The 20,633-nt window shown below is 74.8% G+C and carries 20 protein-coding genes, 1 tRNA gene and 1 riboswitch; of the genes, 11 read left to right on the top strand and 10 right to left on the bottom strand.

The features are described from left to right. Positions 1-18: 18 nt before the first annotated feature. Positions 19-204 carry a hypothetical protein gene (locus ACI8AF_RS20210; protein ID WP_456541539.1) on the bottom strand — a complete coding sequence of 62 codons (186 nt, stop codon included), beginning with the start codon at positions 202-204 and terminating at the stop codon, positions 19-21. 321 nt (positions 205-525) lie between these two features. Here ACI8AF_RS20210 and ACI8AF_RS20205 point away from each other — a divergent pair, with 321 nt between their 5' ends. Both ACI8AF_RS20205 and ACI8AF_RS20200 read left to right on the top strand, forming a co-directional pair. Then, positions 526-1,566, top strand: a complete 1,041-nt coding sequence (locus ACI8AF_RS20205; RefSeq protein ID WP_456541538.1) for an AraC family transcriptional regulator — start codon at positions 526-528, stop codon at positions 1,564-1,566. A 41-nt stretch (positions 1,567-1,607) separates the two neighbouring features. After that, positions 1,608-2,108, top strand: a complete 501-nt coding sequence (locus tag ACI8AF_RS20200) for a MarR family winged helix-turn-helix transcriptional regulator (RefSeq protein ID WP_456541537.1) — start codon at positions 1,608-1,610, stop codon at positions 2,106-2,108. On the opposite strand, the gene ACI8AF_RS20195 is transcribed toward ACI8AF_RS20200, so the two are convergent. Genes ACI8AF_RS20195 through ACI8AF_RS20180 form a run of 4 tightly spaced genes read right to left on the bottom strand, consistent with a single transcriptional unit; the run spans position 2,105 to position 6,883 of the window. Continuing rightward, complete coding sequence (locus tag ACI8AF_RS20195; protein WP_456541536.1) at positions 2,105-3,640, bottom strand: carboxyl transferase domain-containing protein; 1,536 nt, start codon at positions 3,638-3,640, stop codon at positions 2,105-2,107. The two genes, ACI8AF_RS20200 and ACI8AF_RS20195, sit on opposite strands and share 4 nt — an antisense overlap. Further along, positions 3,637-4,863, bottom strand: a complete 1,227-nt coding sequence (locus ACI8AF_RS20190; RefSeq protein ID WP_456541535.1) for a CaiB/BaiF CoA transferase family protein — start codon at positions 4,861-4,863, stop codon at positions 3,637-3,639. Before ACI8AF_RS20190 ends, ACI8AF_RS20195 begins: the two co-directional genes overlap by 4 nt. Before the next feature lie 15 nt (positions 4,864-4,878). After that, positions 4,879-6,237 (bottom strand): SLC13 family permease, encoded by a 1,359-nt coding sequence (locus ACI8AF_RS20185; RefSeq protein WP_456541534.1) that lies wholly within the window; start codon positions 6,235-6,237, stop codon positions 4,879-4,881. 52 nt (positions 6,238-6,289) lie between these two features. Continuing rightward, positions 6,290-6,883, bottom strand: a complete 594-nt coding sequence (locus ACI8AF_RS20180) for a 5-formyltetrahydrofolate cyclo-ligase (protein WP_456541533.1) — start codon at positions 6,881-6,883, stop codon at positions 6,290-6,292. Positions 6,884-6,910: 27 nt separating this feature from the next. Between ACI8AF_RS20180 and ACI8AF_RS20175 the strand changes: the two genes are divergently transcribed. The 6 genes from ACI8AF_RS20175 (at position 6,911) to ACI8AF_RS20150 (ending at position 12,491) form a co-directional block, all read left to right on the top strand. Next, positions 6,911-7,840 carry a UTP--glucose-1-phosphate uridylyltransferase gene (locus tag ACI8AF_RS20175; protein ID WP_456541532.1) on the top strand — a complete coding sequence of 310 codons (930 nt, stop codon included), beginning with the start codon at positions 6,911-6,913 and terminating at the stop codon, positions 7,838-7,840. Positions 7,841-7,876: 36 nt separating this feature from the next. Continuing rightward, entirely contained in the window at positions 7,877-9,280 is a 1,404-nt protein-coding gene (glp, locus tag ACI8AF_RS20170; protein WP_456541550.1) for a molybdotransferase-like divisome protein Glp, read from the top strand. 9 nt (positions 9,281-9,289) lie between these two features. Next, positions 9,290-9,910: a GNAT family N-acetyltransferase gene (locus ACI8AF_RS20165; RefSeq protein ID WP_456541531.1), complete on the top strand. Its 621-nt coding sequence runs from the start codon at positions 9,290-9,292 to the stop codon at positions 9,908-9,910. A gap of 156 nt (positions 9,911-10,066) precedes the next feature. Then, complete coding sequence (locus ACI8AF_RS20160; RefSeq protein WP_456541530.1) at positions 10,067-10,780, top strand: hypothetical protein; 714 nt, start codon at positions 10,067-10,069, stop codon at positions 10,778-10,780. An 88-nt stretch (positions 10,781-10,868) separates the two neighbouring features. Continuing rightward, positions 10,869-10,942, top strand: a tRNA-Ala gene (locus ACI8AF_RS20155). A 168-nt stretch (positions 10,943-11,110) separates the two neighbouring features. Next, positions 11,111-11,256: riboswitch (cyclic di-AMP (ydaO/yuaA leader) on the top strand. Between the two features lie 11 nt (positions 11,257-11,267). Next, a complete protein-coding gene (locus ACI8AF_RS20150) occupies positions 11,268-12,491 on the top strand; it encodes a M23 family metallopeptidase (RefSeq protein WP_456541529.1) in 1,224 nt (407 codons plus the stop codon). Positions 12,492-12,497: 6 nt separating this feature from the next. Here the strand turns inward: ACI8AF_RS20150 and ACI8AF_RS20145 are convergent, their stop codons facing one another. The 3 genes from ACI8AF_RS20145 to ACI8AF_RS20135 all read right to left on the bottom strand — a co-directional run bounded on the left by ACI8AF_RS20145 (position 12,498) and on the right by ACI8AF_RS20135 (position 15,086). Beyond that, on the bottom strand, positions 12,498-13,292 hold the full coding sequence (locus ACI8AF_RS20145; RefSeq protein WP_456541528.1) for an enoyl-CoA hydratase/isomerase family protein: 795 nt from the start codon (positions 13,290-13,292) through the stop codon (positions 12,498-12,500). Positions 13,293-13,344: 52 nt separating this feature from the next. Then, the gene (locus ACI8AF_RS20140; protein ID WP_456541527.1) at positions 13,345-13,479 is read right to left on the bottom strand and encodes a hypothetical protein; all 135 of its coding nucleotides are present in this window, start codon (positions 13,477-13,479) and stop codon (positions 13,345-13,347) included. 68 nt (positions 13,480-13,547) lie between these two features. Then, a complete protein-coding gene (locus ACI8AF_RS20135) occupies positions 13,548-15,086 on the bottom strand; it encodes a dolichyl-phosphate-mannose--protein mannosyltransferase (protein ID WP_456541526.1) in 1,539 nt (512 codons plus the stop codon). A 53-nt stretch (positions 15,087-15,139) separates the two neighbouring features. Here ACI8AF_RS20135 and rsmI point away from each other — a divergent pair, with 53 nt between their 5' ends. Then, the gene (gene rsmI, locus ACI8AF_RS20130; protein WP_456541525.1) at positions 15,140-15,979 is read left to right on the top strand and encodes a 16S rRNA (cytidine(1402)-2'-O)-methyltransferase; all 840 of its coding nucleotides are present in this window, start codon (positions 15,140-15,142) and stop codon (positions 15,977-15,979) included. 88 nt (positions 15,980-16,067) lie between these two features. Here the strand turns inward: rsmI and ACI8AF_RS20125 are convergent, their stop codons facing one another. Both ACI8AF_RS20125 and ACI8AF_RS20120 read right to left on the bottom strand, forming a co-directional pair. Then, entirely contained in the window at positions 16,068-16,991 is a 924-nt protein-coding gene (locus ACI8AF_RS20125; protein WP_456541524.1) for a DUF559 domain-containing protein, read from the bottom strand. 161 nt (positions 16,992-17,152) lie between these two features. Then, positions 17,153-18,094, bottom strand: coding sequence for a magnesium and cobalt transport protein CorA (locus ACI8AF_RS20120; RefSeq protein ID WP_456541523.1), 942 nt, complete (start codon positions 18,092-18,094; stop codon positions 17,153-17,155). 289 nt (positions 18,095-18,383) lie between these two features. Here ACI8AF_RS20120 and ACI8AF_RS20115 point away from each other — a divergent pair, with 289 nt between their 5' ends. Together ACI8AF_RS20115 and ACI8AF_RS20110 are read left to right on the top strand one after the other, a co-directional pair. Next, a complete protein-coding gene (locus ACI8AF_RS20115; protein ID WP_456541522.1) occupies positions 18,384-19,877 on the top strand; it encodes an amino acid permease in 1,494 nt (497 codons plus the stop codon). Positions 19,878-19,977: 100 nt separating this feature from the next. Continuing rightward, positions 19,978-20,625 (top strand): hypothetical protein, encoded by a 648-nt coding sequence (locus ACI8AF_RS20110; protein WP_456541521.1) that lies wholly within the window; start codon positions 19,978-19,980, stop codon positions 20,623-20,625. The last annotated feature ends 8 nt before the right edge of the window (positions 20,626-20,633 follow it).

Below are 20,633 nucleotides of genomic sequence, written 5' to 3'. Positions count from 1 at the left end.
GCCGACAGCTCGGTCGCGTCACGGCTCGTGGCGCCGCGCGAGCAGCCGCAGCTCGGCCGGGGTCACGCTGCAGCCACTGGTGCAGTCGAACTCGACGGGGACCTCGCTGGCCGGTCCGGCGGCGTCCCCGGTGTCGGGCGCCCAGCCCACGGCGGCGGTCCCGCCGCACCGGGGACAGGGCTCCCACGTGACGCGATCGCTCATGGCTCCTCCTCGAGTGGTGGCGACGGGCCCGGCCCCGGTGCTCCCGGGCCCGTGTCGACCACTCACCCGTGCCGGTCCGAACGGACCGCGGTGCCCGCGGGGCGCCTGGGATCGGCTGCGTCTCCCGGCCGGGGTGGGGCCGAGCGGGCGCGGCGTGGCACCTCGGGTCGGGCCTCTTCCCTGCCAGCCTCCCCGCGACGCCGCGCCGCGGGTGTACCGCCGAGGACGAATTCCCGTCCCGCGGGGGCCACCGGCCTCGACGCCCCCTCGGGCGGTCGGGATCCGGCTAGCCTCTCCCGCAGCCCGCCCCGAGGTGCCCTCATGCGTCCGCTCTCGCGCTCCGCCGTCCTGCACGGGTACGCGCAGCTGGCGACGTCCACCGGACTGGACGTCGACGCCCTGCTGGCCCGCGCGGGGCTGGAGGCCGCCGACCTGGCCTCGCCCGACCGGTGGGTGAACGCGTCGGCCGTGGCCCGGCTGCTGGACGCGTCGGCCGTGGCGGCCGGGCGGGAGGACTTCGGTCTCCAGCTCGCGCAGTGGCGACGGCTCTCGACGATCGGGCCGCTGAGCATCGTGCTGCGCGAGGAGCCGGACCTGCGCAGTGCCCTCGAGCTGCTGATGCGCTACGAGCACACCTACAGCGAGGCCGTCCGGATCCGGCTGTCCGAGGCGGACGGCGTGGGCACGGTGCAGGTCTGGTTCGAGCTCGGCGAGCCGGTGCCCGTGCGCCAGGTGCTCGACCTCGCCGTGGCCGCGCTGCTCGACGGCCTCCGGTGGCTGCGCGGGGAGCAGTGGCAGCCCTTGGCCGTCTGCTTCGTGCACCCGGCCCCCGCCGACCCGGCCGAGCACCGGCGGCTGCTAGGCCCAGCCCTGCGCTTCGAGCAGCGGTTCGACGGCCTCGTGCTCCACTCCGCCGACCTGGACTCCCCGAACGCGCTGGCGGACCCGGCCGATCCCGGCCTGCGCACCTACACCCGCCAGTTCCTGCTCACCCTGCCGCCGCCGGCCGCCCACGACCCGGGCGACCGGGTCCGCGAGCTGGTCACCGCCCTGCTCCCGCTGCGCCGCTGCTCGATGTCCCAGGTCGCCCGCGGCCTCGGCATGAGCAAGCGCACCCTGCACCGCCACCTCGCCGCCCAGGGGGACAGCTTCGCCGCCATCGTCGACGACGTCCGGGCCGGTCTGGCCGAGCGCTACCTCGACGACCCGCGGTACGCCGTCGCCGACATCGCCGACCAGCTGGGCTTCGCCGCCCCGAGCGCCTTCTCCCGCTGGTGCCGCCGGCGGTTCGGGGTGAGCCCGACCGCGTGGCGCGCGGCCGTCGACCCCGGGGCGGCGTCGTCCGCGCAGCTCGCCGGATGACGGTGATCACCGCGGGCCGGCAGCCCGGTACCGTTCCCGCCGTGACGCAGCGGTGGCTCGACGACGAGCAGCAGCGCACGTGGCGGGCCTGGCTGACCGTCTCGGAGCTGCTGCCGCGGGTGCTCGACGCGCAGCTCCAGCGCGACGCCGGGCTGACCCACGCCGCCTACGTCGTGCTGGCCATGCTTTCCGAGGCGCCCGGCCGCAGCCGCCGGATGAGCGACCTCGCGCGCCGCGCCAACCAGTCGCAGAGCCGGCTCTCGCACACCGTCGCCAGGCTGGAGGAGCGCGGCTGGGTGCGCCGCGAGCGGTCGGCCGAGGACGGCCGCGGCAACGTCGCCGTGCTCACCGAGAGCGGCTGGGACGTCGTCCGCAGCGTCGCGCCGGGGCACGTCGACGCCGTCCGGACGGCGTTCTTCGACCCCCTGACGCCGGACCGGACCAAGGCCCTGCGCGAGGTGCTCGAGACCGTGCTGGAGCGGCTCGACCCCGACCACAGCCTGCGCGTCGAGCACGGCGCCGAGCTGACGGAGCGCGGTTAGCCGCTGCGGCCCAGGTGCCGATAGCGGTGCAGCCGGCTGCGGAAGCGCTCGGTGTCGTCGCGGCCGAGCAGCCCGGCGAGCTCCTCGCCGAGGACCCGGCCGAGCCGGCCGCAGAACTCGCCCGGCTCGTCGGCGGCGTCGGGGCGCTCGGGCACGACCCGGTCGACGATGCCGGCCCGCCAGAGGTCGGTGGCCCGCACCCCCTGCTTGGCGGCCATCACGTCGGCGTGGTCGATGTCGCGGTGCACGATCGCCGAGGCGCCCTCCGGCGGCAGCGGGCCCAGCCAGCCGTTCGCGGCGGCCAGCACCCGGTCGGCCGGCACCAGGGCCAGCGCGCCGCCGCCGGTGCCCTGCCCGAGCAGCACCGCGATCGTCGGCGCCCGCAGCATCACCAGGTCCTCCAGGCAGCGGGCGATCTCGCCGGCCAGGCCCCCCTCCTCGGCTTCCCGGGACAGCGCCGCACCCGGGGTGTCGATCAGGGTGACCAGCGGCAGCCGCAGCTCGGCGGCCAGGTGCATGCCCCGGCGGGCCTCGCGCAGCGCCGCCGGCCCGAGCGGGGCCGACAGCGACTGGCCGCGCCGGTCCTGGCCGAGCACCACGCACGGCGCCCCGCCGAAGCGGGCCAGCGCCAGCAGCAGGCCGGGGTCCTTCTCCCCGGCGCCGGTGCCCGACAGGCCGACGACGTCGGTGGCCGCGGTGCGCAGCAGCCGCCGCACCCCGGGCCGGTCGGTGCGCCGGGAGGCGGTGACCACGTCCCAGGCGCTGCGGTTGTCCTCGGGGTCGTCGGCGTCGGTGCCGTCCTCCGGCGTGGGTCGCTCGGCGCCGCGGACGTCGAGGTGCCAGGTCTGCCGAGCGGCCAGCACCCGCAGCGCCCGGTCGGCGACGTCGGCGATCTCCTCGTGCGGCACGACGGCGTCGAGCAGCCCGCGGGCGGCCATGTGCTCGGCGGTCTGCACGCCGGCCGGGAACGGCTCGCCGTACAGGGCCTGGTAGACCCGCGGGCCGAGGAAGCCGATCGCCGCGCCCGGCTCACCGATGGTCACGTGCCCCAGCGACCCCCACGAGGCCAGCACCCCGCCGAAGGTGGGGTCGCGCAGGTAGACCAGGTAGGGCAGCCCGGCCTGCTTGTGCCGGGCGATCGCGGCGGTGATGCCGATCATCTGCAGGAACGCCACCGTGCCCTCCTGCATGCGGGTGCCGCCCGACACCGGCGCGGCCAGCAGCGGCAGCCCCTCCTCGGTCGCCCGCTCCACCCCGCGGATGAGCCGCTCGGCGGCGTCCACCCCGATCGAGCCGGCCAGGAAGCCGAACTCCCCGGCGATCACCGCGACCCGCCGCCCGCGCAGCGTGCCCTCGCCGGTCACCACCGCCTCGTCCTGCCGCGTCCTCTCCGCCGCCGCGGCCAGTTCCGCGGCGTAGTCGGGGTCGACGTCGCGCCGCTGGACCGGCGCGTCCCACGACTTCCACGAGCCGGGGTCGAGCACCAGGTCGCGCAGCGTGCGGGCGTCGAGCCGCTTCGGGCGCTCGCTCACGTGGCGTGCCCGTCCTCGACGTCGTCCTCGTCCGGCTGCGGCACGCCGTCGGTGAGCCACCGGCGCACCGCCTCGTTCGACGAGCCGAGCACCGGCGGCGGCAGGTGGTCGCGGCGGGTGGTCTCGGTCTCGCCGTCCGGACCCGGGGTGAAGAAGCGCAGGGGAGGACCGGGGATCCTCAGCGCGCCCAGGGTCTCGTGCTCGACGTCGACGAGCAGGCCCTGCGACTGCGTCTGGTCCCAGCCGTAGACGTCGTCGATCGTGCGCACCTTGCCGGCGGGGATGCCCACCTTGTTCAGCCGCTCCAGCAGCTCCTCGGCGGGCATGGTCGCGAACGCGCCCTCCAGGAGGGCGATGACCTGGGGCCGGTTCACCACGCGTTCGCCGTTGGTGGCCATGCCCGGCGCCTCGGGGTCGAAGCCGAACTCCGCGCACAGCCGCCGCCACAGCGACTCGTTCGCGCAGGCCACCTGCACGCTGCCGTCCCGGCAGTGGAACAGCCCGTAGGGCGCGATCGACGGGTGGTGGTTGCCCTGCGCGCGGCCGACCTGGCCGGCCACCGTCCACGCCGTCCCGTGGAAGGCGTGCACGCCGACGATCGCCGCCAGCAGCGAGGTGCGCACCACCTGGCCGCGGCCGGTCCGCTCCCGCTCCAGCAGCGCGGCGAGCACGCCGTAGGCGCCGTACATGCCGGCGAGGAGGTCGCCGATCGGCACGCCCACGCGCTGCGGGTCGTCGGGGGAGGGGCCGGTCACCGACATCAGCCCGCCCTCGCCCTGGGCGATCTGGTCGTAGCCGGCCCGCCCGCCCTCCGGCCCGTCGTGACCGAACCCGCTGATGGCCAGGGTGACCAGCCGCGGGTTGAGCTCGGCGAGCACGTCGGTGCCGAAGCCCAGGCGGGCCAGGGTACCGGGGCGGAAGTTCTCCAGCAGCACGTCGGCGCGGCGCAGCAGCTCGGTGAGCACCGCCTTGTCGCCGTCGTCCTTGAGGTCGAGGGTGATCGACTCCTTGTTCCGGTTCGCCGCCAGGAAGTACGTCGACTCCCGGTCCCCCGAGTCCGGCTGCACGAACGGCGGCCCCCACCCGCGGGTGTCGTCGCCCGCGCCCGGGCTCTCCACCTTGATCACCCGGGCCCCCAGGTCGCCGAGCATCATCGCGGCGTGCGGGCCGGCCAGGGCGCGGGTGAGGTCGACGACGAGCACGCCGTCGAGCGGTCCGGACACAGGGACTCCGATCGTCTAGAACCAGCTGGGGACCACGACGAACACCAGCCAGGCCAGGAACGGTCCGGCGGCGACGACCACCCCGGCGTAAGCCAGCAGTTGCTTGTAGAAGCGGTCCTTGTCGACGTCCTGCGCGTTGGCCAGGACCAGCGCGCCGTTCGTCGAGAAGGGACTGACGTCGACGATGGTCGAGGACACCGACAGGGCGACCACCACGCCCACGGCGCCGATGCTGCCCTCCTGCAGGAACGGCACCGCGAGTGCGATGGCGACACCGATGATCGCGGTCGACGACGCGAAGGCCGACACCACCCCTCCGATGTAGCAGAGGAGGAGGGCGATGAGCAGCGGAGCGCCCAGGCCGATGACGGCCTCGCCGATGTAGTCGATCGTGCCGGCCTCCTGCAGCACGAACACGTAGGTCAGCACGCCGGCGATGAGCAGCACGGTGGACCAGCTGATCTGGCTGACCGCGCCCTTCTGCCGCGCCGCGGCGAACATCGCCAGGATCGTGGCCACGGTGATCGAGACGAAGCCGATGTCCAGGTCGAACACCAGGGCCAGGACGGCGACCGCGGCCAGGCCGATGAGGGTGAGGACCTGGTCGAGCGTGACCGGCTGGGCGCGCACGACGTCGCCGTAGTGGGCCTGGTCGCCCCGGTCGTCGCCGCCGCCGACCGCCGGGCCGGGCTCGGCGCCGTGCCCGCGCACCGTCGTGGTCTGCGCCTCCCCGGCCGCCGGGGCCGCCGCCGCGACCGCCACCTTGCGGCCCAGCAGCCGGCGGCCGCCGAACACGAGGAAGAGCACGACCGCGATCGCCAGGTTGAAGAAGAGGCTGCCGAGGAACACGGCGACCGACGAGTCCGGGAGCCCCTCGGCCTCGACGATCTCGTTCACGGTGACGCCGTAGACGCTGATCGGCGAGAAGCCGCCGCCCTGCGCGCCGTGGATCACCATCATGCCCATGAGCAGCGGGTTGATCCCGTGGCGGGCGGCGAAGGTGAGCGCGATCGGGGCGATGATCGCCACCGCGGCGGGGGAGAGCGCGCCGATCGCGGTGAGCAGCGCGGTGACGAAGAACATGATCCACGGGATCGCCGCCACGTGGCCGCCGACCAGGCGCACCGCACCCCGCACCAGCAGGTCGACGGTGCCGTTGTTCTGCGCGATCGCGAACAGGTAGGTGACCCCGATCAGCGTCACCACCAGCTCGGCGGGGAAGCCGGCGAGGATGTCCTCGGTGCTCAGCCCCACCGACAGGGTGCCGACGAGGAACGCCGCCACGAACGCCAGTGCCCCCATGTTGATCGGCAGGAAGGAGGCGATCGCGAAGATCACGACCAGCGCGAGGATGGTGACGATCTCCGGGGACACGGTCCCTCCCGCGACGTCGAGGTGGGTCGGCGACCACCTTTCCAGCGAGGCCTCAGGGCTGCTGGGTGAGCTCCTGCCAGCCCCCGGCGGGCGTGACGACGGCGGTCACCCGCCGGTCGTGCTCCTCGGCGGGCAGCGCGTCGGTGAACTCGTCGTCGAAGACGACCGCGACCAGGACGGCGTCGGGGCGGGCGTGCACCAGCGCCCGGTCGTAGTAGCCGCCCCCGCGGCCCAGCCGCACGCCCCGCCGGTCGACGGCCAGCGCCGGGACGACGACGACGTCGGCGGCGCCGATCGCGGTGGTCCCCAGCCGGGGCCCGAGCGGCTCGAGCAGCCCGTACCGCCCCGGCGCCAGCCGGCCGGTGTCCACCGCCCAGGCCAGCTCCGCGTCCTCCGACGGCACGACCGGCAGCAGCACCCGCGCCCCGAGCTGGGTGTACGCCGCGGGCAGCCGGCCGTGGCCGGGCTCGGCCTCGTCGGGGACGAAGGCGGCCAGCGTGCGGGTGCCGGCCAGCCCGCGCAGCAGCGCCGAGGTGACCGCAGCGGCGGCCGCGGCCCGCTCCGGCGCCGGTCGGGTGCGGCGGCGGGAGAGGAATCGTTCGCGCAGCGCCGCCTTGGCCGCGACCGGGTCGTGCGGGGAAGTCACCGCCGAAGCCTAGTTAGGCTCCCCTGCATGCCGACCTCGAGCTCCCGCCCGACCCGCAAGGCGGTCATCCCCGTGGCGGGGCTGGGTACCCGCTTCCTGCCGGCCACCAAGGCGGTGCCCAAGGAGCTGCTCCCGGTCGTCGACCGCCCGGCGCTGCAGTACATCGTCGAGGAGGCGGCGCGGGCCGGGCTCGGCGAGGTGCTCATGGTCACCGGCCGCAACAAGGCCGCGATCGAGGACTTCTTCGACCGGGTCCCCGAGCTCGAGACCGCGCTGGAGAAGAAGGGCGACGAGCAGCGGCTCGGCGCCGTCCACGCGTCGACCGACGTCGCGCAGGTGCACTTCGTCCGCCAGGGCGAGGCGCGCGGCCTGGGCCACGCGGTGCTGCAGGGCGCGGCCTTCGTCGGGCACGAGCCGTTCGCGGTCCTGCTCGGCGACGACCTCATCGACGCCCGCGACCACCTGCTCGAGCAGATGCTCGCCGTCCAGGCCGAGCACGGCGGCTCGGTCATCGCCCTGCTCGACGTGGGCCGCGAGAACATCGACAAGTACGGCGCGGTGGCGGTCGAGCCCGGCGGGCACGCCTCCGCCGGCGACGAGGTGGTGCGGATCACCGGGCTGGTCGAGAAGCCGCCGGTCGACGAGGCGCCGAGCAGCCTGGCCATCATCGGCCGCTACGTGCTCGCCCCGGAGATCTTCGACGTGCTGCGGGAGACGGCGCCCGGCCGCGGCGGCGAGATCCAGCTCACCGACGCCCTGGCCACGCTGGTCGCGCGCGGCGAGCCGGTGCACGGCGTGGTCTTCAGCGGGCGGCGGTACGACACCGGCGACCGGCTCGACTACCTCAAGGCCGTCATCCGGCTGGCCTCCGAGCGCGACGACCTGGGCCCGCCGCTGCGCGCCTGGCTCGCCGAGTTCGTGGCCGAGCTGCCGGCCGATGGCGCGTCGCCGGCCTGAGCGCGGGCGACAGGAGGCACCATCGGGTCCGTGGGCATGACGGAGAACGGCACGAGCGGGGGGCCCGGAGCGCAGCGGGAGACGTCGCAGATGGACCTGCGGCACGGGACCGCGGTGCGCGAGCCCCTCGCGCGGCACGGCCGGGCCGCCCGCGACACCACCCAGATCGAGCTGGACCGCCTGCCGTCGCCGCCGCCCGCGCCGGCCACCCCGCAGGTGCGCACGGTCGAGCGGCACCTCGAGGAGATCCTCTCCGCGGCCCCGCAGGTCGACCCGATCGAGCTCGCGGTGCTGGACGCGCAGGGGCTGCTCTGCGCCGAGGACGTCGTCAGCAAGCGCGCGCTGCCCGCCTTCGACCAGGCCGCCCTCGACGGCTACGCCGTCCGCGCCCAGGACGTCGCGCACGCGACCCTCGAGGCGCCGGTCCAGCTGGCCGTGGTCGGGGTGAGCACCGCCGGAAGCCCCACGCCGTCGTCCATCGGCCCCGGCCTGGCGCAGATGGTCGACGCGGGCGCGATGCTGCCCGCCGGGGCCGACGTCGTCGTCCCGGCGGTCTGGACCGACCAGGGGGAGGTGCGCGTCGCCGTCCACGCCGCGCCCCCGGCCGGCAGCTACGTCCGGCAGGTGGGGGACGACGTCGCGCTCGGCGACTCCGCCGTGCAGGTCGGCACCCCGATCGGCCCGGCGCAGATCAGCCTGCTCGCCGCGGTCGGCCGCGACCGCGTGCACGTGCGCCCGCGGCCGCGGATCACCGTGCTCTCGGCCGGCGCCGAGCTCGTCGACGTCGGCGCCGACCCCGGCCCGGGGCAGGCCGTCGACGTCAACTCCTACGCTCTGGCCGCGGCCGCCCGCGACGCCGGCGCGGAGGCCTACCGCGGCGGCATCCTGCCCACCGACCGCGAGCGGCTGACCGAGCGGCTGGAGAGCGCGCTGCTGCGCAGCGACCTGGTGCTGGTCTCGGGCACCTTCTCGAGCGACGGTTTCGACACCGTGCCCCAGGTGCTCGCCGAGCTCGGGCCGACCGCCTTCACCCCGGTCGCGATGCACCCCGGGCCGGTGCAGGGCTTCGGCCGGCTGGGCCGCGACTCGGTGCCGGTGATCTGCGTGCCGGGCGACCCGGTGTCGGCGCTGGTGTCGTTCGAGGTGTTCGTCCGCCCGGCGATCCGCCTCATGCTCGGCAAGCGCCAGCTCTTCCGCCGCACGGTGCAGGCCATCTCGGCCCAGCAGCTGGTCTCGCCGCTGGGCTACCGCCAGTACCTGCACGGCACGGTCATGCGGCACCCCGACGGCGGCTACGTCGTCGAGCCGGTCGGCGACGGCAGCGAGGCGCAGCTGGCCCGCATGGCCCGCGCCAACTGCCTGGTCGTCGTCGATGAGGACGTGACCGAGGTGGCCCCCGGCGGGCTGGTCACCGTCATGCCGCTGCTGCTCGGCGGCTGACCGCCGGTCGTGACCGATCCGCTGCTCCACCCGGGCTGGCCGGCGACGCTGTCCCACGGGCCCGTCGAGCTGCACCCGCTGCGCCGGCGCGACGCCGCGGAGTGGAGCCGGCTGCGGCTGGCCAACGAGGAGTGGCTCGCGCCGTGGGAGCCGTCGTCAGCCCAGCCGTGGCGGCTGCGGCACACGCCGGCGGCCTACCGGGTGATGCGCCGCGCCGTCGCCCGCCGCGCCCGGGCGGGGACGTCGCTGCCCTGGGCGATCCGGGTGGACGGTCGGCTGGCCGGGCAGGTGACGATCGACAACGTGGTCCGCGGCGCGATGCGCTCCGGGCACCTCGGGTACTGGATCGACCGCGCGGAGGCCGGCCGGGGGATGGCCTCCCTGGCCGTCGCGCTGGTGTGCGACCACGCGTTCGGCCCGGTCGGCCTGCACCGGCTGCAGGCCGACATCCGCCCCGAGAACGGCCCCAGCCAGCGGCTGGTCGAGCGGCTCGGCTTCACCCGCGAGGGGCTGCTGCGCCGCTACCTGGACATCGACGGCGACTGGCGCGACCACCTGACCTTCGCGCTGCTCGCCGAGGACGTCCCCGGCGGCGTCCTGACCCGCTGGCGGCAGCGCATACCACGCTGACCCGCCCCGCGCGCGGTCCTCATGTCGACACGCCGACCCGGTCGTCACACCCGTTCCACGACACGCATCGCGACACTCCAGCGCGCCTCCCCGCGTCGGGTGAACTTCCTGCATAACCTGCCGAGGCCGGTGACTCGTGTGACAGGTGGTGTTCAGATGGGATCGGGCGCGCTGCTGGCCGCTCTGGTCGTGCTGTGGTTCGTCGTGCTGGTGCCCATGGTGGTGACACGCGGCGACTCGCAGTCGGCCCGGGGTGGGCTGGCCTCGACCGGCCGCACGCTGCAGCGGCGGCGCACGGTGGACCCCGTGGTCACCGCCGACACCGAGCGGGTCGCCATCGACCGCGAGGCGCTGCACGCCACCGGCGAGCTCAAGGTGGACGTGCACAAGCTGCGCCGGCGGACCCTCGCGGCCCTGGTCGCGCTGGCGCTGCTCGGCCTGGCCGGTGCGCTGCTGGTGAGCGCCTGGGTGTGGCCGGCGCAGCTGCTGCTCGACCTCGCCGTCGTCGGCTACGTGCTGGTGCTGCGCCGGACCGCCCGCCGCGAGCGGCTCGCCGCCCGCCGGGCGGCGCGGCAGGCTGCCCGGGAGGCGTTCCTCTCCTCCACCGCTCCGCGGGCGAGCGAGCGCCGGCCGGCGGCGGTGCCGGCCGTGGCCGAGCAGCCCACGGGCGTGCAGGAGGCGCTGCCGTCGCTGCCGCACCCCAGTCTGCCCCTGGCCCCGGTGCACCCGCTGCGGCCCGGCCGGGTCGTGGCCGCCCGCACCGCGGCCCCGGCCGGCTGGCAGAACAGCGCCGTCGTGGGCCTGGACGACGACGACATCGGCTTCGCCGACATCGACGAGTACCGCCCGGCCCGGGTCGTCAACGGCTGAGAACGGGCCCTCCTGCCCCCCACCGCTCGCGAGCTCGCGGCGGGCCCCTGCAGGAGGGCCGCCGGCGGAAGGTAGTCTTTCCGTCCGAGGGGCTGTGGCGCAGTCCGGTAGCGCACCTCGTTCGCATCGAGGGGGTCAGGGGTTCAAATCCCCTCAGCTCCACCCTTCCGCCGACGCCGTCGGGGCACCCGCCCCGGCGGCGTCGTCGTCTTCCGGGTGGTTCCCGGTGTGGCTCGTGGGGCGTGAGCTCTCGGTTCGTGATCGCGCCGTGATCTGGGGTACCGTTCCCGGCGGTCCGGCTGCACCACGTCCCAGCAACCCGTTGGGCACTGGCCGGCCCCGCCGAACCGACCCTCGGGTCGGACCGGGGACCCATGGTTCCTCTGGGGTGAATCCTGCGCGCACGGGGGTGCGCAGGTAGGGCGTCTTCCCGCCCGAACCCGTCAGCTAACCCGGTAGGCGGCGAGGAAGAAGGAGCCCGCCGGTCTTGGCGACCCTGCACCGCCCGCACAGCCCTGCCCAGAACACGAACAAGCGCCGTTCCCGGACCTCCGAGTCCGGGATCGTGGCCGTCGCCGTGAGCCTCGCCGTCCTGCTGTCGGGCGGCCACGCCCAGGCCGCACCGGCGGACGACGCCCGCGTCGCCGCCGCCGAGGTGGCCCGCCTGACGGCGCTCGTGGCGACCGCCGAGACGGAGCTGCAGCGGCTCACCGTCGAGGCCGAGGCCGCCTCCGACGCCAGCATCCAGGCCCAGGCGGCGCTCACCGAGGCGCAGACCGCGGCCGAGACGGCCGCCGCCGAGCTCGCCGCGGCCACCGCCGCGGTCACCGAGACCCGCGAGGACGTCGCCGACCTCGGCCGGCGCAGCTACATGGGCGAGCACCCCATGGGCTCGGCCATGGTCTTCCTCGGCGAGGGGGGTCCCGAGGAGGTGCTGCAGCGCGCCCTCACCCTCGACCTGCTCAGCGACGAGCGGGCCGAGACGCTCGCCGAGCACGAGGTCGTGGAGGCCCAGCAGCAGCAGGCCGACCAGGTCGCCCGGGAGGCGGTCGCCCAGCGCGACGCCCTCGCCCGGGACGCCGCCACCGCCGAGCAGGCCGCGGCCGCCCGGCTGACCGCCGCGCAGCAGTCCTACGACGCCGCGGTGGCCGAGAAGGCCGCGCACGAGGCCGCCCTCCGCGAGGCGGAGATCGCGCTGCTGGCCGCCACCGGCTCCAGCGACCCGGACGCCGACCTCGCCGAGCGGGAGGCGGCCGAGCAGGCCGCGGCCCAGGCCGCCGCGCAGACGGTCGCCGCCGCGGCGGCCGGCGGCGGCGCCGTCCCCCCGACGGTCGGCCGGGTGACCTCCTGCTACGGGCCGCGCTGGGGGACGATGCACCAGGGTGTCGACATCGCCGCGCCGATCGGCACGCCGGTCTACGCGCCCGAGGGCGGGACGGTGCTGCACGCCGGCGCCGCCAACGGCTTCGGGCAGGCCGTCTACGTGCAGCACGGCGACGGGTCGATCACCCTCTACGGGCACGTCAACCGGTTCTTCGTCAGCGCCGGCCAGGTGGTGTCGGCCGGGCAGCAGATCGCCGAGGTCGGCAACAAGGGCCAGTCCACCGGCCCGCACCTGCACTTCGAGGTGCACATGGGCGGCCTCTACGCCAACCGCGTGAACCCGGTGCCGTGGCTGACGGCGCGGGGGATCTCGATCGGCGGCTGCTGAGGGGCGCTAGGCCGCGCCGGGGAAGTCGGGCTTCCGCTTCTCGAGGAAGGCCCGCACGCCCTCCCGCCCCTCGGGGTCGGCGGCGGACTCGGCGATCAGGCGGGCCTCGTCGTCCAGCTGCTCGTCGAGGGTGCGGACGGCGGCCCGCCGGACCAGGGCGCGGGTGCGGACCATCGCCCGCACCGGTCCGGCGGCCACGCGGTGCGCCAGCGCGATCGCCTCGCTGTGCAGGTCCTCGTCCTCGACCAGGCGGCTGACCAGGCCGAAGGTGTGCGCCTCGGCGGCGCTCAGCGCGCTGTCGGTGAGCAGCAGGTCCAGCGCCCGCGGTGCGCCGAGCGCGCGGGTCAGGGCCCAGGACGACCCGCCGTCGGGGGAGAACCCGATCCCGAGGTAGGCGGGGCGGATCTTCGCCGAGCGGCCGCAGACCACGATGTCGCAGGCGCCGATCAGCCCCACCGCGGCGCCGGCGACCGCGCCCTGCGCCCCGGCGAGCACCGGCACCGGGCAGTGCAGCAGCAGCCGGATCACCTCGTGCCAGTCGTGCGCCAGCTGCCCGACCTGCGCTCCGGGGTCGTCGGCGGCGACGAAGTAGCCGATGTCGCCGCCGACGCAGAAGCGCGGCCCGTTGGCGAGCAGCAGCACCACCCGGGTCTGCGCCGGCCGGTCGCGCAGGGCGGCGGCCAGCTGGTGGGCCAGCGCCGGGTCGAGGGCGTTGCCGGCCTCCGGGCGGTCCAGCGTGATCCGCCAGACGTGCCCGTCGACATCGGTGAGCACCCGGGGCCGCTCGTCGGTCGAGGTCATCGCCGTCCTCCCGCCGTCTGCGCCTGCCGGGGTCACCGTAGGCGAGGGTCGATCAGGGCCGCACGGCGTGGTGTTCCTCGTCGATGGCGCCCGGGGCGCCGCCGAACTCGTCGGCCACCTCGCGGGCGACGTCGTCCGGACTGCCGGGCCCGGCCCCGGCCGGCTCGGCGTCGGCCCGGGCCGGCACCCGGCGCCCGGTGGTCAGGACGGCGCGACGACGGACGCACGGGCCCAACTATCTGGTGCGCTCGCTCCTCAGAACCATGACGGGAACCACATCCGCTGCAGCCACTCCGCGTGCGGCAGCGGCTGGCCGGTGAGCACGGGGTAGAAGAAGACGAAGGTCGCCGCGACCACGGCGACGTACAGGCAGACCGCGCCCAGCCCGAGCTGGTGCCGCCAGGGCTCGGGGTGCCGGGCGCCGAGCACGTCCTGCAGGGCGAGGGTGACCGCCAGCACGAAGAACGGCACGACCGGGGCCATGTAGAAGATGAACATGGTCCGCTCGGGGTTGAGGAACCAGGTGAGCCACCCGGCGGCGATCGCCACGCCCACGGTGAGCGCGGCGGGGTCGCGCCGGGCGACGATCCGCCAGACCAGCCAGAGCAGCGCGGGCGCGAACGCGAACCAGAGGGTCGGCGTCCCGACCATGAGGATGTAGCGGACGACCTGCCCGCCGGACTCGTCGGTCAGGCCCTGCGGGTTCCACAGCAGGATCGGCCGGCCGTCGACCAGCCACGACCACGGGCCCGATTCCCACGGGTGCGGGCTGGACAGGTTGTTGTGGAACGTCCACCACTCGGTGTGCATGTGCCACAGCGAGCGCAGCGGGCCCGGGATGAAGGGGAAGGACGTCTCGGGGTGCTGGTCGGCCCAGTGCCGGCCCTGGCTGGTCTCGCCGAGGAACCAGCCGGTGAAGCTCGCGATGTAGGTAGCCACGGGCACGACGGCCAGCGCCCACAGCGCCCCGGGCAGGCCGCGGCGCAGCGTCGTCCGGGTCGGGCTGCCGACGCCGGCGCCGCGCCACGCGCCGCGCTCCCAGAACAGCGACAGGACGGCGAAGAAGGCCAGGAACCAGATCCCGCTCCACTTGACCGCGCAGGCGCAGCCGAACAGGAACCCGGCCGCGATCCGCCAGCCGCGCGGCCCCAGCCGGAACCCGGTGGTCAGCGGCCCGGCGGCGCGGATCCGCTCCCGCACCTTGTCGCGGTCGACGACGAGGCACGCGACGGCGGCCACCACGAACACCTGGAGGAAGACGTCGAGCAGGCCGGTGCGGGAGATGACGAACGAGAAGCCGTCGAGGGCCAGCAGCAGCCCGGCCAGGAAGCCCAGCAGGGTGGACCCGGTCAGCCGGCGGGCCAGCCGGACCAGGACGACGACGGCGATCGAGCCGGCCACCGCCGACGGGAACCGCCAGCCGAAGGAGTTGTAGCCGAACAGCCACTCCCCGCCGGCGATCAGCCACTTGCCCAGCGGCGGGTGGACGATGAACGTGTAGCCGCGGTTGTACTCGAAGCCCCAGATCAGGATCTCGCGGGCCTCGGGCGGGTAGTAGGCCTCGTCGAACAGCTCGTCGGCGGGGTAGCTGATGTCCCACAGGCGGACGACGAAGCTGACCAGGCCCAGCCCGAGCGCCAGCGCCCACGACAGGCGCCGGTCGGTGGGCAGCGGCGGGTGGCCGTCGCGCCGGGGCCGTGGCGGCGGCCAGCGGCGGGCGCGCGCGGGCGCCGCGACGGCGGGCGGCTCGTCGGGGGGTGCCGCCGGCGCGGCTTCGTCCACCGGCACGGCCATGGGGGCCAGGGTATGTGGCGGCCGGGCCGGCGCCGTCGTGACAGGCTGCGGGCGTGACTGGACGGCTGGTGCTGGGCGGCGCGCCGCTGGGCCAGCCCGGCGACGTCGGGCCCCGGCTGCGGGAGGCGATGGCGTCGGCCGACGTGCTGGCGGTGGAGGACACCCGGCGGCTGCACCGGCTGGCGGCCGACCTCTCCGTCTCGCTCTCCGGGCGGGTGGTGACCTTCCACGAGTCGGTGGAGCGGGCGCGGCTGCCCGGGCTGCTGGCCGCGCTGGCCGACGGCGCCACCGTGCTGCTGCTCACCGACGCCGGCATGCCGTCGGTCTCCGACCCCGGCTACACCCTGGTGCGCGCGGCGATCGAGGCCGGCGTCCCCGTGACCTCGGTGCCCGGCCCGTCGGCGGTGACCACGGCGCTGGCGGTGTCGGGGCTGCCCTGCGACCGGTTCTGCTTCGAGGGGTTCCTGCCGCGCAAGGGCGGGGAGCGCCGGTCGCGGCTGGCCGGGCTCGCCGACGAGCGTCGCACGATGGTCTTCTTCGAGTCCCCGCACCGGCTGGCCGACGCCCTCACCGACGCCGCTGCGGCCTTCGGGTCCGATCGCGCCGCCGCTGTCTGCCGCGAGCTGACCAAGACCCACGAGGAGGTCCGCCGGGGCCCGCTGGGCGAGCTCGCCGCGTGGGCCGCCGACGGGGTGCGCGGCGAGATCACCCTCGTCGTCGCCGGGGCGGTGGCCGCGCCGGTGGAGCTGGGCCCGGCGGAGCTGGCCGCCGCGGTGGCCGCCGAGGAGGCCGCGGGAGCGACCCGCAAGGACGCCATCCGCGCCGTCGTCGTCCGCACCGGGCTGCCCCGCCGCACCGTCTACGACGCCGTCGTCACCGCGAAGGGCTCCTGACCCGCCCGCGGCTCCCAGGCATAGGTACCTATGCATGCGTGTCAGGCGAGAAAGCGCACGTATAGGTACCTATGCCTGGGACAGCCAGTCAGCCCGCGCGCAGCTGCTCCATGCGGGCGCGGTAGACCTCCAGCACCTTTGCGCGCACCCCGTCCGGATCGCGGAGCACGTCGGCGTACGTGAACCGGAGAACGACCCAGCCGAGGGCCGCGAGCTCGCGATCTCTGGCGAGGTCTCTCCGCCGGTCCTCTGGCGAAGTGTGGTGCTGAGCGCCGTCCAGCTCGACCGCCAACTTCGCCTCCGGCCAGGCGCGGTCGAGTCTGACGCGGCGGTCGGGCAGCTGGACCTGGTGCTGGCCGACGCTGCGCGGCAGGGACCGGTGGCGGAAGACGTTCAGGACGCCGTGCGCCTCGAGCTCGCTCTGGCAGCCGTCGACGATCAGCTCGATCGTCTGGCGGAGCAGGCGCCGTCCAGCCACGTTCGGACGCTCGGCCAGGGCGTCGCGGAGTTGATCGGCGGTCACGAGGCGCCGACGTGCCACGTCGAGCGCCAGCGGACGACGCTCGTGGACGGGTAGCAGGGGCCAGGAGTCGATGATCGTGCGAGGCAAGGCCGTGATGCGGAGGCCGCGGCGCTCGACGCACTGCGCGGAGTCGGGATCGAAGCGCAGCCGGCGGTGCACGACCAGGTCGGGCGCGCCGGCACGCTTGAGTCCCTGGTCGACCGTCAGGTGCAGCGGCCGCTCGAGAGCTCGCAGTTCCCAGACCGCGAGGGCGGTCGTGTGGCTCAGGGCCGCAACCGGGCCGGCGTGCAGGTGAGCCGCGCGGAGCAAGGTGTGATCGTCGGTCGGCGCGTTCTGCAGTCGGTAGACGTGCGGGAACACCCGGGACAGGTTTCGCCGTCCGATGTGCCCATCGAGAACGACGACCGGAATGCGTTCCAGCAACTGCCGGCGGGTCGCGAGGCCGCCGTTCTGCCGCACCGTGTCACGAACTACCGCACGCCAATCCACGCGGTGAGCCTGCCTGGATCGCCACTGTTCAGAAGGGCGATCTCAGCAGCCTGTGGACAGCCGGCGAATCGGTGTCGTCCAGCTCCAGGCATAGGTACCTATACGCGCGTTCCGGGGCTGAGAACGCACGTATAGGTACCTATGCCTGGAGCCGCGCCGGGCTACAGCCAGCCGTTGCGCTTGAAGCCGCGGTAGAGGGCCACGCAGACGCCCAGGATCACCAGCAGCACGAGCGGGTAGCCGAACCGCCACGTCAGCTCCGGCATGTGCTCGAAGTTCATCCCGTAGATGCCGGCGATCGCGGTCGGGACGGCGATGATGCCCGCCCAGGCGGAGATCTTGCGCATGTCCTCGTTGTCCGCCTGGGAGGTGCGCGCCAGCGACGCCTGCAGGATCGAGGTCAGCAGCTCGTCGAGGCCGCCGACCTGGTCGCGCACGCGGATGGCGTGGTCCTCGACGTCGGCGAAGTACGACCGGATCTCGGCAGGGACGAACTCGGTGGGCTTGTGCGCCAGCCGCTGCAGCGGGACCTCGAGGGGCGAGACGGCACGGCGCAGCGACAGCAGCTCCCGCTTGAGCTGGTACAGCCGGCCGATGTCGTCGGTGCGCTCGGGGCTGAACACGGACGCCTCCAGCTCGTCCACGTCCTCCTCGACGGCGCCGGCCACGTCGACGAAGTCGTCCACGACGTGGTCGGCCACCGCGTACAGCACCGCCGCGGGGCCCAGCCGCAGCAGGTCCTCCTGGCTCTCCAGGCCCCGCCGCAGCTCGCCGAGACCACCGTGCTCCCCGTGCCGGACGGTGATCACGTAGTTCCGGCCGAGGAAGACCATGAGCTCCCCGGTGTCCACGACCTCGCTGGTCGAGGTCAGCGACTCGTGCTCCACGTAGGTGGCGGTCTTGAGCACCATGAACAGGCCGTCGTCGTAGTGGTCCAGCTTCGGGCGCTGGTGGGCGAAGACCGCGTCCTCCACGGCGAGCGGGTGCAGGCCGTAGCGCGCGGCGATCTCGCTCAGCTGGCCCTCGCTCGGCGCGTAGAGCCCGAGCCACACGAAGCCGCCCTCCGCATCGGCCTGGTGCAGCGCTCCGTCCGGGTCGGTCACGTCCCGTCGGCGTCCGTCGACGTACACGGCGCAGTCGACGACGGCCCCCTCGGGACGGTCGCCGGGCGGGTGCGGTGGGCCGGTGCGGCGTGGACGCAGCGGGCGCACCGCGCTCAACGGGGCGGGGGGTGGCGCGGTGTCCGCCCTGGGTTCCGGTGCCTCGCTCACGGGACGAGCCTCCTCCCTGCTGCCGGCCGTTCCGGCGCTGGCAGCGTAGGTCGGCGCTCGGCGGTTACCCCCAGCGTGTCGGGGGAAGTCGATCACGCACCCGCACCCAGAGGGGGACGCCGTGAGTGCTGCCAACCGCCGGATCAAGACGGTCGAGGAGTCCATCCGCGACACCGACGAGCCCGAGCACCGGCTGAAGAAGAACCTCTCCGGCCTCGACCTCACCGTCTTCGGCGTCGGCGTGATCATCGGCACCGGCATCTTCGTGCTCACCGGCGTGGTCGCCCAGGAGCAGGCCGGCCCGGCGGTCGCGATCTCCTTCGTGATCGCCGGAGTGGTCTGCGGCCTGGCGGCGATCTGCTACGCCGAGTTCGCCTCGACCGTCCCGGTCGCCGGCTCGGCGTACACCTTCTCCTACGCGACCTTCGGCGAGTTCATCGCCTGGATCATCGGCTGGGACCTGGTGCTCGAGCTGGCGCTGGGTGCCGCCACGGTCGCGGTCGGCTGGTCGGGCTACCTCAACCAGCTGCTCGACGACATCGGCATCCCCCTGCCGGAGTCGATCGCGGGGGAGACCGCGTCGTTCAACATCCCGGCGATCTTCGTCGTCCTGCTCATGACCGGCGTGCTGATCCTCGGCATCAAGCTGTCGAGCCGGGTCACCGCGATCATCGTGGCGATCAAGGTCGCTATCGTCCTGCTGATCATCGTCGTCGGGGTCTTCTACCTGACCGCCGACAACTACTCGCCGTTCGTGCCGCCGGCGCAGCCCCCGGCGGAGGGCGCCAGCGGGTGGGACGCGCCGCTGCTCCAGTCGCTGTTCGGCTTCGGCTACACCACGTTCGGCTGGGGTGGCGTCATCGCGGGGGCGTCGATCGTGTTCTTCGCCTTCATCGGCTTCGACATCGTGGCGACGGCGGCCGAGGAGACCCGCAACCCGAAGCGGGACATGCCGCGCGGCATCCTGGGCTCGCTGGCCATCTGCACGGTGCTCTACGTCGCCGTCTCGCTGGTCGTCGTGGGCATGCAGAACTACACCGAGCTCAACCCCGACGCGCCGCTCGCGGGCGCCTTCTCCGACGTCGGCCTGCCGATCTTCGCCAGCATCATCTCGGTCGGCGCCCTGGCCGGGCTGACCTCGGTGGTCATGATCCTCATGCTCGGCCAGTCGCGCGTGCTCTTCGCGATGAGCCGCGACCGACTGCTCCCGCCCGGCCTGGCCCAGGTGCACCCGAAGCACGGCACGCCCTACCGGATCACGCTGATCACCGGCGTGGTCGTCGCCGTCCTCGCCGGGGTCATCCCGCTCAGCGAACTGGCCGAGCTGGTCAACATCGGCACGCTGTTCGCCTTCTTCCTCGTGTCGATCGGCGTCTGGATCCTGCGGCGCACCCGCCCGGACCTGCACCGCACCTTCCGCGTGCCGCTGGTCCCGGCCCTGCCCCTGCTCTCCGCGGCCGCCTGCCTGTGGCTGATGGCCAACCTGCCGGTCGAGACCTGGGTGCGGTTCCTCATCTGGATGGCGGCCGGCCTCGTGGCCTACTTCCTCTACGGGTACCGCCGCAGCCGGCTGGCCGGGCGCGAGCGGGCGCCGGAGGAGGCCGGGCAGACCTGACCTCACCCCCAGGGGTGAGGCCCCCCGCGCGGGGGATCCAGCGCCGCCGCGGGAGCACCGACGGAACCGGGGACAGCAGTCCCCGTCCTAGGAGCTCCCCGTGGCGACCAGCGTCCTCGACGCCCGCGACACCCGCCCGGCGGCGCCGGAGACCGCGCCGGCCGTCCGCCGGCTGCCGGCGACCGTCGTCGGCGCGGCCGCGATCGCGCTGCTCGAGGCGGTAGCGCTGCTCGCCGGGGCGCTCACCGGCCTGGACGGGGTGCTCACCTCCCCCGACCGGCCCGGCGGCGGCGTGGTCGTGCTGGTGCTGCTGGCGCTGGCCTCCTGGATCGTCGGCTGCGCCGGGGGTGCGGCCACCCTCGTCGACGGCGCCGGCCGCGGGATCCTCGCCTGGGTCGCCCACCTCGAGCTGGCGCTGGTCGCCCTCCTCTTCCTCGTCGGCCTGTTCACGACCGACCTGGACGCCTACCTGCCGCGGGCCCTGCCCCTGCCCGCGGTGGCCCTCCTGGCCCTCGCCCTGCCGGTGGGCAAGCTGCTGCTCGCCGGCGCCCCGACCGCGGTGGACTGGGTCGCGGCCGGCCCGCGGCCGCGCGAGCGCCGTCCCGACCCGGTGGCCAGCCACCGGGGGGTGTGCGTGGCGACCCTCGCCGTGATCGGCGTGGCCCTGGGTGCCGTCGCGCTGCTGGGCCCGACGACCGGCGGCAACGACGCCGGCATGCGGGGCGGGACCGTCTCCTCCACCCGCTGAGCGGAACC

Source organism: Blastococcus sp. SYSU D00669 (genome assembly GCF_054050715.1).
Note: the sequence above shows the minus strand (reverse complement) of the source record. Positions and strands in the feature narration are given on the sequence as shown.